Origin of the sequence: Lentzea californiensis (genome assembly GCF_024648825.1) — a bacterium.
Taxonomy (GTDB): Bacteria; Actinomycetota; Actinomycetes; order Mycobacteriales; family Pseudonocardiaceae; genus Lentzea; species Lentzea californiensis.
Genome location: NZ_JANBBE010000002.1, coordinates 428,467 through 440,567, shown reverse-complemented (window position 1 = coordinate 440,567; position 12,101 = coordinate 428,467). Strand labels below are relative to the sequence as shown.

At 68.1% G+C, this 12,101-nt stretch carries 12 protein-coding genes; 4 read left to right on the top strand and 8 right to left on the bottom strand.

Annotated elements, in window-relative coordinates:
• Positions 1 to 129 precede the first annotated feature (129 nt).
• On the bottom strand, positions 130 to 321 hold the full coding sequence (locus tag LX88_RS13010) for a DUF397 domain-containing protein (RefSeq protein ID WP_245983242.1): 192 nt from the start codon (positions 319 to 321) through the stop codon (positions 130 to 132).
• A gap of 21 nt (positions 322 to 342) precedes the next feature.
• On the bottom strand, positions 343 to 1,188 hold the full coding sequence (locus LX88_RS13005; RefSeq protein ID WP_258948018.1) for a helix-turn-helix domain-containing protein: 846 nt from the start codon (positions 1,186 to 1,188) through the stop codon (positions 343 to 345).
• 164 nt (positions 1,189 to 1,352) lie between these two features.
• On the opposite strand from LX88_RS13005, the gene LX88_RS13000 reads away from it, so the two are divergent.
• Positions 1,353 to 1,670, top strand: coding sequence for a hypothetical protein (locus LX88_RS13000; protein WP_089917134.1), 318 nt, complete (start codon positions 1,353 to 1,355; stop codon positions 1,668 to 1,670).
• 403 nt (positions 1,671 to 2,073) lie between these two features.
• Positions 2,074 to 4,287 carry a SulP family inorganic anion transporter gene (locus LX88_RS12995; protein ID WP_258948017.1) on the top strand — a complete coding sequence of 738 codons (2,214 nt, stop codon included), beginning with the start codon at positions 2,074 to 2,076 and terminating at the stop codon, positions 4,285 to 4,287.
• A 72-nt stretch (positions 4,288 to 4,359) separates the two neighbouring features.
• Here the strand turns inward: LX88_RS12995 and dacB are convergent, their stop codons facing one another.
• Together dacB and gnd are read right to left on the bottom strand one after the other, a co-directional pair.
• Positions 4,360 to 5,889 (bottom strand): D-alanyl-D-alanine carboxypeptidase/D-alanyl-D-alanine endopeptidase, encoded by a 1,530-nt coding sequence (gene dacB, locus LX88_RS12990; protein WP_258948016.1) that lies wholly within the window; start codon positions 5,887 to 5,889, stop codon positions 4,360 to 4,362.
• A complete protein-coding gene (gnd, locus tag LX88_RS12985) occupies positions 5,886 to 7,316 on the bottom strand; it encodes an NADP-dependent phosphogluconate dehydrogenase (protein ID WP_258948015.1) in 1,431 nt (476 codons plus the stop codon). The genes dacB and gnd overlap by 4 nt, the downstream gene beginning before the upstream one ends.
• Before the next feature lie 121 nt (positions 7,317 to 7,437).
• Here gnd and LX88_RS12980 point away from each other — a divergent pair, with 121 nt between their 5' ends.
• A complete protein-coding gene (locus tag LX88_RS12980; protein WP_090009912.1) occupies positions 7,438 to 7,740 on the top strand; it encodes a DUF2218 domain-containing protein in 303 nt (100 codons plus the stop codon).
• On the opposite strand, the gene LX88_RS12975 is transcribed toward LX88_RS12980, so the two are convergent.
• Complete coding sequence (locus LX88_RS12975; protein ID WP_258948014.1) at positions 7,723 to 8,316, bottom strand: LysE family translocator; 594 nt, start codon at positions 8,314 to 8,316, stop codon at positions 7,723 to 7,725. The two genes, LX88_RS12980 and LX88_RS12975, sit on opposite strands and share 18 nt — an antisense overlap.
• A 60-nt stretch (positions 8,317 to 8,376) precedes the next feature.
• Between LX88_RS12975 and LX88_RS12970 the strand changes: the two genes are divergently transcribed.
• Entirely contained in the window at positions 8,377 to 8,883 is a 507-nt protein-coding gene (locus LX88_RS12970) for an Lrp/AsnC family transcriptional regulator (protein WP_030476997.1), read from the top strand.
• Positions 8,884 to 8,967: 84 nt separating this feature from the next.
• Here the strand turns inward: LX88_RS12970 and LX88_RS12965 are convergent, their stop codons facing one another.
• The 3 genes from LX88_RS12965 to pyk all read right to left on the bottom strand — a co-directional run bounded on the left by LX88_RS12965 (position 8,968) and on the right by pyk (position 12,076).
• Positions 8,968 to 9,525 (bottom strand): Uma2 family endonuclease, encoded by a 558-nt coding sequence (locus LX88_RS12965; RefSeq protein ID WP_258948013.1) that lies wholly within the window; start codon positions 9,523 to 9,525, stop codon positions 8,968 to 8,970.
• 105 nt (positions 9,526 to 9,630) lie between these two features.
• Positions 9,631 to 10,542 (bottom strand): acyl-CoA thioesterase II, encoded by a 912-nt coding sequence (tesB, locus tag LX88_RS12960; protein ID WP_258948012.1) that lies wholly within the window; start codon positions 10,540 to 10,542, stop codon positions 9,631 to 9,633.
• A gap of 109 nt (positions 10,543 to 10,651) precedes the next feature.
• Positions 10,652 to 12,076, bottom strand: coding sequence for a pyruvate kinase (pyk, locus tag LX88_RS12955; protein WP_258948011.1), 1,425 nt, complete (start codon positions 12,074 to 12,076; stop codon positions 10,652 to 10,654).
• Positions 12,077 to 12,101: the final 25 nt, after the last annotated feature.

Here is a 12,101-nt window from a genome sequence, read left to right as displayed (position 1 = left end):
CGACGTGGGTCGGCCGGCGTGCAAGGGGCATCCAGCCCGCGGCGGCGGAACGCCGGCCGGCCCACGTCCCCTTACGCGAGAAGGCCCCAGCTGGAACTCCAGCCGGGGCCTTCCTCGTGCATCTGACGATCAGCTGACAAAAGAGCCGGTCTTCGCGGCGGCGAGGAAGGTGTCCCACCCCGCGCCACCGAACTCCAGCCGCCCTCCGTCCGCGTTCTTGCTGTCACGGACGGCAGTGCCGGAGGCGACGAGCGCGATCTCCACGCAGTCGGGCCCACCGGCCGAGGATCGGCTGCTCTTGCGCCACTGCAAGCTTTCCACTCTGTTCACTCCCGATCGCAGTCACGCGAGAGTGCGAGCGATCTCCGTGATCAGGGTTGCCGATTCCCGCGGGGTCTGGGCGGAGCTCACGAGACGCTCGAACATCTCGGCGTAGGAATGGACGTCTGACTGTTGTTCCAGGTAGACGCCGCTTCTGGTGCTTTCGATGTACACCACGTCGGAGTCGAGCTGCTCGGGAAAGCTCAGGATGACGAACGGGCCGTCCATCGCAGCATGACCACCGGCGCTGAACGGCACGACCTGCATCGTGACGTTCGGCAACGCACCGACTTCGAGAAGACGCGCCATCTGCACGCGCATCACCTCGGCGCCGCCGACGAGCCGGCGCAGGGCGGCTTCGTCGATCACGACGTGCAGGCGCAACGGGTCGTCCTCACTGAGCAGGGCCTGCCTGGCCTTGCGCAACCGGACGCGCCGGTCGATCTCCGCGGTGCGCGCGTCCGGCAGCACCTGGGAGATCAACGCCCTCGTGTACGCCTCGCACTGCAGCAGGCCCGGGATCATCAGGCCCTGGTAGGTCCTGATCGAGTCCGCGTCGGCCTCGTACCCCACGTAACGACCGGGCACGATGTCACCGAACTCGTCCCACCACGCCTTGCGGCGGGCTTCCCTTGCCAGCTGGACCAGTTCGTCGAGGGTGGCGGCGTCCGCACCGTAGGCGGTGAGCATGTCCCGCACGTCACGCGGGCTCACCCCCACACGACCCGTCTCGATGCGGCTGATCTTGGAGGCTGAGCACTCCAGGCGCTCACCGACCTCCTCGATCGTCAGCCCGGCCACTTCACGCAGACGCCGGAGCTCGCTCACGAGCCGGCGCTTGCGCAGGGTCGGGCTGCTGCCCCGCATGACTCCTCCTGGGTGCCATCCACGTTCTGGTCGTTCTCAGTTTGAGAGCAAACCAGCGTGTCGCAAAGAGACGTCATCCATTCGTGTACTGCAACTTGCAGATCGCAGGTTCGGCGCGACAGTCTGCATGGGCTGCTTACGTAAGGACTGGAGCTCTGAGCCTGATGGCCGTCACGGTGTTCAGCCAACTGGACAAGTCGCTGCACTCCCACCTGGCCACACTCACCGATCTCGCCGAACGCGGCGACGACCAGACCGCTCTCGTACTCGCCAGGGTTGAGTTGCCGAGGGTGGTCGCGGTGGTGAAGGCGTTGCTCGACGAGCACCAGCCCGACGAGCACGGCCGGTGCGCGACCTGCAAGCGCGGCTGGTTCTCACGGCGAATGCCCGCACCGTGCCGTGCTTATCTCTCGGCTCAGCTGATCCTGACCGTCGTCGGCCAGGAGACTTCGCACGGCAAGCACCTGCGCTCGGTAGGCTGAATTCCCGGAACTCGATAGTTCTTCAGTTCCACCCCGGCCTGGGCCGGCTCCGCACCCCCCGACCGGAGCCGGCCCTTCTCCGTGATCACCTCGCGTGACGGCGCCACCCAAGATCAACACGGTTGGCTGAAAGATCTGTCACAGCACCGATTCCGGCCTCATCATTGAGGGCGACGCGGCCTGATCCCGCCCGACGATGCCTGTGCCGACACGGAGGTGTTCCCGTGCCGACCCCGCATGACAGCGCCGACGAGCTCGCAGCCGTCCGGCCGCGCCGCATGCTGCCTTTAGAGCACCTGGTGGCGCGACTCAGAACGTCGGGCGCCATCTCCTGAGCTCACTCCCCTCCCGCCCTGTGCCGCCGTCGCACAGGGCCATGCCGCCATTCAGCAAGGGACGTCTCGTGAACCATCAGCCCAGGTCCAACACCGGCGACCACACCCCGCACGGTCCACCGCTGGTCCTGAAGCACGACCTGCCCGCGAGCTTCGTGCTGTTCCTCATCTCGATCCCGCTGTCGCTCGGCATCGCGCACGCCACGGGCGCGCCGCTGATGGCGGGCATCATCTCCGCGGTCATCGGCGGCGTGGTCGTCGGCGCGCTCAGCGGGGCACCGCTGCAGATCAGCGGGCCGGGCACCGGGCTCATGGTCATCGTCGCCGGGCTGGTGGCGCAGTTCGGGTGGGCGGCCACCGCGGCGATCACGCTGGCCGCGGGCGTGCTGCAGGTCGCGCTGGGACTCACCGGGATCAGCCGCGTGGTGATGTCGCTGTCCCCCGCCGTCGTGCACGGCATGCTCGCGGGCATCGGCATCTCGATCGCCGCCGGGCAGCTCGTGGTGGTGCTGGGCGGCACGGCGTCGTCGTCCGTGCCCGCGAACCTCGCCCTGCTGGCCGGCGAACTGGCCGAGCCCTCACCCGGTTCGGTGATCACCGGTGCGGTGGCGATCGCGGTCCTGCTGCTGTGGCCGCACGTTCCGCGTGCCTCACTGGTCCCCGCACCGCTGGTGGCCGTCGTCCTGGCGACCGCCATGGCGTTCGTGCTGCGCCTCGACGTCACCCACGTCGACCTGCCGGACAGCCACGCGCTGACGTTCCCGGAGATGCCGCAGGGCAGTGCCGGCACGGTGGTCATGGCCGTCGTCACGGTCGCGCTGGTGGCGAGCATGGAGTCGTTGCTGTCCGCCGTCGCCACGGACCGGCTGCACGACGGGCCGCGCGCCCGGCTGGACAGGGAACTCGTCGCGCAGGGCACCGGCAACGTGCTCGCGGGCGCGCTGGGCGGGTTCCCGATCAGCGGTGGCCTGGCGCGCAGCTCCACGAACGTCGCGGCGGGAGCGAAGACCCGGTACGCCGCGGTCCTGCAGGGTGTGTGGATCGCGGTGGCCGTGCTGGCGTTCACCCCCGCCCTGGAGCTGATCCCGTTGTCCGCGCTGGCGGGCGTGCTGTTCGTCGTCGGGCTCAAGCTCGTGTCGTTCCAGCGGATGCGGAACCTGCTGCAGCACGGGGAATTCGTGGTCTACGCCGCGACCGTCCTCGGCGTCGTCCTCTTCGGACTGCTGGAGGGTGTGGTCGCCGGGCTCGTCATCGCGTTGCTGCGAGCGCTGTACCGGTTGACGCACTGCTCCGTGCGCGTCGAGGGCAACCGGGTGTGCGTGCACGGATCGTTGGTGTTCCTGGGAGTCGGACGGCTCGTGCGCGAGCTGCGCAGGATGCCGCAGCGCGAGACCGTCGTGCTGGAGCTGCACGTCGACTACCTGGACCACGCGTCCTACGAGGCGATCAACGACTGGCGTGAGGGCTACGAACGGCTCGGCGGCCGGGTGCGGGTCGACGAGGTGCACGACACCTGGTTCGACCGGGCGGACCAGGGCAAACCGGGGCGGCTCAAGACGTTGCCCGGCCCGCTGCCGCGCTGGTTCGCACCGTGGTCGCACTGGCAGGGCACGCCCGAGGCCGTCACGCTGCCTTCGCAGCGGGCCTCGGCGGAAACCGACCCGATGCTGCGCGGGATGCACGAGTTCGAACGCCGTTCCGCGCCGTTGGTGCGGCCGTTCCTGCACGAGCTGGCGGTGCGCGGACAGCGCCCCCAGCAGTTGTTCATCACGTGTGCGGACTCCCGCGTGGTGCCGAACCTGATCACCACGTCCGGGCCGGGCGACCTGTTCTGCGTGCGCAACATCGGCAACCTGGTGCCGATGTCGTCCGCCGGTGACAGGTCGGTCGGGGCGGCCGTCGAGTACGCCGTGGAGATCCTGAACGTCAGCACGATCGTCGTGTGTGGACACTCCGACTGCGGCGCGATGAAGGCGCTGGTCAGCGGGTCCGCGCCGCGCGGTTCGCACCTGCGCTCGTGGCTGCGCAACGCCGAGCCGTCGCTGATCAGGTTCCACGCGCCGACGGCGCCCGGCTGCGCGGAACTGCCGGTGGCGGACCGGCTCGCGGTCGCGAACGTCGCGCAGCAGCTGGACAACCTGCTCGGCTACCCGAGCGTGCGCGAGGCGATCGTGGCGGGCACGCTCACGTTGAAGGGCATGTACTTCGACATCTCGAACGCCCGCGTGTACCTGGTGGACCCGGACCGCAACGGGCTCGAACCCGTGCCTGCCCCGGCGTAGAAACGAGATGAGGGGAGCTTTCATAAACCTGAGGTTTATGAAAGCTCCCCTCATCAACAACGAAGGTCGGGGCTAGCAGGTGCCGATCCAGGAGCACTCCACGTCGAAGCGCTCCTGTGCGGGAACCTTCGTGCGGTCCTGCGCCGGAGCCTTGCGCTGCTGCGGCACCGTCTGGACCTGTGGCGAGACCGAGCCGCCCTCCGAGGCCAGGCGCACAGCGATCCTGTCCTCGATGTTCTTCGGGCTGTTGAACAGCAGGACGTTGTTCTGCACCACCGAGAACACGAGGTCACGTCCCGCCGCGGTCTTCACGTAACCCGCCAGGCCCGAGACGCCCGAAAGCGATCCGGTCTTGGCCTTCACGTTGCCCGCGGCCGGGGTGTTCCTCATGCGGTTGACCAGGGTGCCGTCGACACCGGCGACGGGCAGCGAGGCCTGCCACGCGGGGAACCACGGCTTGGTCCTGGCCTTGATCAGCACCGACGTGAGGTCGTCCGGCGAGAACTGGTCGAGCCGCGACATTCCGGAGCCGTCGAAGACCTCGACCGCGTTCGGGTCGACGCCCAGGCCGGACCACTTGGTGCTGAGCTGGTTGATGCCGTTGGTGAACGAGCCGCCCGCGGTCTTGACCAGCACCTCGGCCAGCATGTTGTTGCTGTCCTTGAGCAACGGCACGTTGAGCTCGCGGAGCGTCATCGACGTGTCGGTCGCGAGGACCGTGGCACCGGCCGGAGCCTTTTGCCGCTTCACACCGCCGGTGACGGTGATCCCGCTGGCCTGCAACGCCTTCTGGAACACCGACGTCACGAGGCCGGTCGGGTCCTTGACCGACGAGAGCCTGGTGGCCTCGACGGACGTCGACCCGCTGACGATGATGCGGTTCGTGCCGTGCTCGCGTTCCACGAAGAGGCCGGCGTTGCCGGTCGTCGCCGTGGACACGACCTGCACGTGGTCGTTCGCCGGTTCGGTCGTGACGACGGCCGGGGCGCCCGCCGCGGCGCCCGGCTTGACGCGCACGACGACCGTGCCCGCGCTGAACTTCGCGTCCGGCGAGAGCGTGAGCGCCGACGTCTCCGCGCTGTAGGAGAACGGCTCGTCGTCCCACGCCCAGCCCGTGCCGTACGGCTGCGCGTCGAACTTCGTGTCGTCGATGACCAACGCGCCGTTGACGGTCGTGACACCGCTGGCCTTCAACGTGTCCGCGAGCTGCTGGTAGCGCAGCCGGGACATCGTCGGGTCGCCACCGCCGCGCAGCGCCAGGTCGCCGTTGAGCGTCGACCCGGACTTCGTGCCGCTCGACACGAGCTCGGTCTTCCAGCGGAAGTCCGGGCCCAGCAGGTCCAGCGCCGTCGTCGTGGTGAGCAGCTTCATGTTCGACGCCACCTGGGAACGCCTGCTGCTCTGCCTGGTGTAGATCACTTCGCCTGTGGCGGCGTCCCGCACGACCAGGCCGACGTCCGCGCCCTTGAGCGCGTTGTCGGCCAGGATCGTGTCGAGATCAGCCGTGAGCGCCTCGTTGCCGACCGCCACGGCGCCGCCGCTGGACGTCAGGGACACCCCTGCCGCCACAGCGACGACCGCCCCCAGAACTCGAAATTTCACGCTTCCACCTCTGATCGATCACCCGACCACAACGTGTGGAAGCTACCGGGCTTGTCGGTGCGCCTGTACGTGTGCGCCCCGAAGAAGTCCCGCTGTCCCTGCACGAGCGCGGCGGGCAGCCGTTCGGAGCGAAGTCCGTCGTAGTAGGCCAAAGCGGACACGAAGCCCGGCGTCGGCACGCCGGATTCGACCGCACGGACCACGACCCTGCGCCAGGCGGCCTCGGCGTTCTGCACCGCGTCGCGGAAGTAGTCGTCCACCAGGAGGGACGCGATGTCCGCGTTCGTGTCGTACGCCTCGCGGATGCGGTTGAGGAACTGCGCGCGGATGATGCAGCCACCGCGCCAGATCGTCGCCATCGCACCGAGGTCGATGTCCCAGCCGAAGTTCTTCGACGCCTCGCGCATCATGTCGAAGCCCTGCGCGTAAGCGACGACCTTCGACGCGTAGAGCGCCTGGCGCACGTCGTCGACCAGCTCGGCGTCCGGCTTCGCGACGACCTGGCTGGCACCGAACGCGTCCCGCACGGCCTTGCGCTGGTCGGTGTGACCGCTCAGGCTGCGGGCGAAGACGGCCTCGGCGATACCGGTGACCGGGACGCCCAGTTCCAGCGCCTCCTGCACGGTCCAGCGGCCGGTGCCCTTCTGCTCGGCCGCGTCCTCGATGACCTGGACGAGCGGCGTGCCGTCCGCGTCGACGTGCTTGAGGACCTCGGCGGTGATCTCGACCAGGTACGACTCCAGGTCGCCCGAGTTCCACTGCGTGAAGACCTCGGAGATCTCGGCCGGCGTCTGCCCGCCGATGCGGTTCAGCAGGTCGTACGCCTCGGCGATGAGCTGCATGTCGGCGTACTCGATGCCGTTGTGGACCATCTTCACGAAGTGCCCGGCGCCGTCCGGCCCGACGTGCACGCAGCACGGCTGACCGTCCACCTTGGCCGCGATCTCCTCGAAGACCGGCCCGACGTGCTTGTAGGACTCAGCGGGACCGCCCGGCATGATGCTGGGGCCGTTGAGGGCGCCCTCCTCGCCACCGGAGATGCCGGCGCCGACGAACAGCAGCCCCTTCTCCTTCAGCGCGGCTTCACGGCGGCGCGTGTCGTTGAAGTGGGCGTTGCCGCCGTCGATGACCATGTCGCCGGGCTCCAGGAGCCCGCTCAGCTCGTCGATGACGGCGTCGGTCGGGCCACCCGCCTTGACCATGATGATGATCTGGCGCGGCGTCTGCAGGCTGTCCACCAGGTCCTGCAGCGTCTCGGCGCCGACGAAGTCGCCCTCGTGGCCGTGCTCGTCGAGCAGGGCCTTCATCTTCGCGGGCGTCCGGTTGTGCACGGCAACCTTGAAACCGTGCCGCGCGAGGTTCCGCGCGAGGTTGCTGCCCATCGTGGCAAGACCGGTGACCGCGATACGTGCTTTGCCTTCCGTCATAGGCGACAGCCTGCCGTGTTCTCCGCCTTTGCGCGAGACGTCACAGGGTGTTCTCAGACTCCGTTTTGCCAGGTGAACCGCGTCACGTGCCGGTACGTATTGCTAGGCGTAAGTTGGCTTCATGACGGAATTCACGAGCGTGGGACGCTCGGCGACCGACCGTGCCTCCAGGTACGGATCGCAGCTGGTGAAGCACTTCACGGCCAAGGACCTCGAAGGGTCCTGGGAGGACACCCGCGGCTTCGTCCGCTTCTCCGCCGGGCTGGCGGAGTTCGAGGCCGCCGACGACGGCTTGATCATGCGTGTGGTGTGCACGTCGGAGGAGGACGTGGCACGCCTGCGCGACGTCGTCGAACGGCACCTGGTCCGCTTCGGGACGCGCGACGAACTGTCCGTCACGTGGGACTCAGGTAGCGAGAACTGACGCCGCCAGCCCGATGAGAGCGGTCCCACAGACCCGCTCGAACACCGCGCGCGTCCTGGGCCGGCTCAGCAGCCTGCCCAGCTGACGAGCGGACGGCACCACGATGACCCAGAACACCGCGAACACGCCGACCGTGACGGCGCTCAGCACCGCCGCCTGAGGCAGGGGCGCGGCGTTCGGGTCCATCGCCTGCGGGATGAGGCTCAGGAACGTGAGCATCACCTTGGGGTTCAACAGATCGCACAACATGCCGCGCAGGAACACGTTCTTCTGCCGCGGTTGTTCGGCGAGCGGCTTGCTGGCGGTTTTGAGTGTCATGAAGCCGATGTAGGCGAGGTAGACCGCGCCGATCGCCTTGACCGCGAACAACGCCGTCGGCGCCGCCGCCACGAGCGCGGACAACCCGACCGTCGCAAGCGTCGCGTGGATCAGCAGCCCGGTGAGCACACCCAGCGCCGCCTCGACGCCCTTGCGGAGGCTGCGGACCGCGTTCCCCATGACCAGTACGAAGTCGGGACCGGGCACGACCGTGATCACCACGAGTGCCAGCAGGAACGACGTCCACGCGATGTGCATGGCGCAGATCCTCTGTGGTTCGTTCGTGTGGATTCCAGCAGGTCAGTACGATGTTCGGTTATGCGCGAACAAGCCGAACTCGATTCGGTCGACTGGCACATCCTGGAGGAGTTGCAGAACGACGCCACCCTGCCGAACCGCGCTCTGGCGGAGATCGTCGGGCTGGCGCCTTCTTCGTGCTTGCAGCGGGTGCGGCGGCTGCGCGATCTGGGTGTGATCACCGGGTGCCACGCCGTCGTCGACCCGGCTACCACCGGACTGCCGTTGGAAGCCGTGATCTCGGTGAACGTGCGACCGCACACCCGGACCGTGGTGGCCGGGTTCCGGGCGTTCGTGATGGCGCAGCCCGAGACCCGGTCGATCTTCCACGTGTCCGGGCAGGCGGATTTCCTGCTGCACATCGCCGTTGCGGATTCCACGCACCTGCAGGCGTTCCTGATGGACAAGATCGCTTCGCGGACCGAGGTGCGGAACCTGACCAGCTCGGTGGTGTTGGAGCGGGTGGAGACGCGTGCGTTGACGCCGCCGGCGAACCTGCGGCCCACGCACCGGCGGCGGAAGGCTTGAGCGTCATTCCCAGCACGACCGGCCGAACCGCCACATCCCGTTCGCTCTTGGTCATTCAAGGGCGCGAACCGGCGCCCGGAAGGACTACCGGCGACGGACCAGCGCATCGAGGTCGAACACGAGCGGGGACGGACGACTCAACTCGACCTTGCCCGTCGCGTCCTCGGCCACCTGGTACACGCCGTCCACGAGGTCGAACGCGGTCAAGGTGATCGGCTCGTCGAGCTCGACCAACCAGTAGTGCCGAATTCCGGCCTTGGCGTACTGCGTCGGCTTGGTGACACGGTCGACTCGCTCAGAGCCAGGCGAGACGATCTCGACAGCGAGCACCACGTCCGACGCCATGAAGCGCTTGGGCTTGCGTTCCGCGGATTCCGTCGTGACCACCACGACATCCGGTTTGCGCACCGTGGGCCGATGCGACTCGTCGATCACGACATCGACGTCGTCGAACGCGGTCAGGTCTTCCGGAAGCTGCTCGTCAAGCCAATACGCGAGCCGGTTCTGTGCCCTCTGGTGATGAGGCAAGGCGGCAGGTACCACGTGTGGAACTCCATCTACGAGCTCGAGGTTCTTGTCCTCTGGCATCGCGTCCCACTCGTCCAGGCTGATCAGGTGATCAGGCCACGCTTCAGCGCTCACGTGATCACCCTTCTCCCGCCTCATCGGAGTCTCTTCCGCCACCAGCTCCCACCAGCCTCCCGATTGGAGATCCTCCATGCCATCACTCGCAAGCGTGGTTCGAACTCACTCGCCGTCCTCGGAAGACTTGATCACCCGGATCAGCCCTTCCTGCACCACCGTGGCCACCAACTGCCCGTCCTGCGTGAAGAACCGCCCAGTGGCCAGCCCACGATTCCCGGACGCCGACGGCGAAGTCGTGTCGTACAACAACCACTCATCGGCCCGGAAAGACCGGTGGAACCACATGGCGTGGTCCAAAGAGGCGCCGAGAACCTTGTCCAGCCCCCAATAAACACCGTGCCGCGCCAGAACCCCGTCCAGCAGCGTCATGTCCGACGCGTAGGTCATCACGCAGAGCTGCAGCATCGGGTCGTCCGGCAGCTTGCCGTCGGCCTTCATCCACACCTGTGACGCGGCCTGGCCCGGGCCGTCCTCGCGCGACTCCCACGGGGGCTCGGTCACGTAGCGGACGTCGATGGGGCGCGGGAACTTCAGGTTCACCAGCGGGTAGCTCTTGGCGGACTCGGTCCACGTCGGCAGCGACTCGGGGTCGGGCACGTCGGGCATGTCCGACGAGTGCTCGACGCCCTGCTCCTCCTGCTGGAAGGACGCGGACAGCGAGAAGATGGCCTTGCCGTGCTGCACCGCGACGACGCGGCGGGTGGTGAACGAGCGGCCGTCGCGGATGCGGTCCACCTCGTACACGATCGGCACGCGCGGGTCGCCCGGCCTGATGAAGTACGAGTGCAGCGAGTGCACCCTGCGTTCGACCGGGACGGTGCGGCCCGCGGCCACCAGGGCCTGACCGGCCACCTGGCCGCCGAACACGCGCACGGGCGACTCCGCGGGCGAGACGCCGCGGAAGATGTTCTCCTCGATGCGTTCCAGGTCGAGCAACGCGACCAGGTCGTCCACTGCGGATTGTCCACTCAGGCCCGACGGGCTCGAAGCGGCGGCACGGGCGGCCTCAGTCACTGCGGAACTCTCCTCGGTCTGGGCAAGGCACCGGCCCTGCTCCCGGCACACGTCCAGTATGCGGGAGCAGGGCCGGCATCACGACAGGCCTGACTGAGAGTCAGAGCACTTACGCGTGGTCGTCCTCGCCCAGGCGGTGCACCCGGATGAGGTTGGTGGACCCGATGGTGCCGGGAGGCGATCCGGCGACGACGACCATGAGGTCGCCCGCGGAGTAGCGGCCGATCTCGATCATGGCCACGTCGACCTGGCGGACCATCTCGTCGGTGGACTCCACCCTCGGGACGATGAACGTCTCGGTGCCCCACGTCAGCGACAGCTGCGAGCGCACCGACGGCTCCGGCGTGAACGCCAGCAGCGGGAGGTGCGTGTGCAGGCGAGCCAGCCGGCGGACCGTGTCACCGGACTGCGTGAACGCGACCAGAGCCTTGGCGTTGAGGCGCTCGCCGATGTCGCGGGCCGCGTACGAGATCACGCCGCGCTTGGTGCGCGGGACGTGGGTCAGCGGCGGCACGACGACCGACTCGGTCTCGACGGCCTCGATGATGCGGCCCATCGTCTGCACGGACTCGATGGCGTAGCGGCCGACCGAGGTCTCGCCGGACAGCATCAGGGCGTCCGCGCCGTCGAGCACCGCGTTCGCGACGTCGGAGGTTTCGGCGCGGGTCGGGCGGGAGTTCGTGATCATCGAGTCGAGCATCTGGGTCGCGACGATGACCGGCTTGGCGTTCTCGCGGGCGATCTGGATCGCGCGCTTCTGCACCAGCGGGACGTGCTCCAGCGGCAGCTCGACGCCCAGGTCACCGCGGGCGACCATGACGCCGTCGAAGGCGAGGACGATGGCCTCGAGGTTGTCCACGGCCTCCGGCTTCTCGATCTTCGCGATCACCGGGAGCCGCTTGCTGCCCGCGCGGTCCATGACCTGGTGGACCAGGTCGATGTCCGCGGGCGAGCGCACGAACGACAGGGCGATGAAGTCCACGCCCAGCGAGAGCGCGAACTCGAGGTCCTCGATGTCCTTCTCGGACATGGCGGGCACGGAGACGTCCATGCCGGGCAGCGAGAGGCCCTTGTTGTTGCTGACGGGTCCGCCCTCGGTCACCTCGCAGACGACGTCCGAACCTTCGACGTCGACCACCACGAGTGCGACCTTGCCGTCGTCCACGAGCATGCGGTCGCCGACCTTGGCGTCCTTCGCGAGCTCCTTGTACGTCGTCGACACGCGGTCGTGCGTGCCCTCGACGTCCTCGACGGTGATGCGGACGATGTCGCCGTTGTTCCAGTCCACCGGACCCGCGGCGAAACGGCCGAGGCGGATCTTGGGGCCCTGGAGGTCGGCGAGGATGCCCACGGCACGGCCGGACTCGTCGGCTGCCGCGCGGACCATGTCGTAAACCTGCTTGTGGTCGGCATGGCTGCCGTGGCTGAAGTTCATCCTGGCCACGTCCATACCGGCTGCTACCAGGTCACGGACCTTTTCCGGCGTGCCAGTGGCGGGACCGAGGGTACAGACGATCTTTGCGCGTCGACTCACGTGTAGAGAGAGTAGACCCCGTTCC

Excerpts from the sequence above, each read along its gene's own strand:
- LX88_RS13000 (WP_089917134.1), top strand. The coding sequence starts at position 1,353 with ATGGCCGTCACGGTGTTCAGCCAACTGGACAAGTCGCTGCACTCCCAC.
- LX88_RS12975 (WP_258948014.1), bottom strand. The coding sequence starts at position 8,316 with ATGCACATCGCGTGGACGTCGTTCCTGCTGGCACTCGTGGTGATCACG.
- LX88_RS13005 (WP_258948018.1), bottom strand. The coding sequence starts at position 1,188 with ATGCGGGGCAGCAGCCCGACCCTGCGCAAGCGCCGGCTCGTGAGCGAG.
- LX88_RS12980 (WP_090009912.1), top strand. The coding sequence starts at position 7,438 with ATGACGGAATTCACGAGCGTGGGACGCTCGGCGACCGACCGTGCCTCC.
- gnd (WP_258948015.1), bottom strand. The coding sequence starts at position 7,316 with ATGACGGAAGGCAAAGCACGTATCGCGGTCACCGGTCTTGCCACGATG.
- LX88_RS12970 (WP_030476997.1), top strand. The coding sequence starts at position 8,377 with ATGCGCGAACAAGCCGAACTCGATTCGGTCGACTGGCACATCCTGGAG.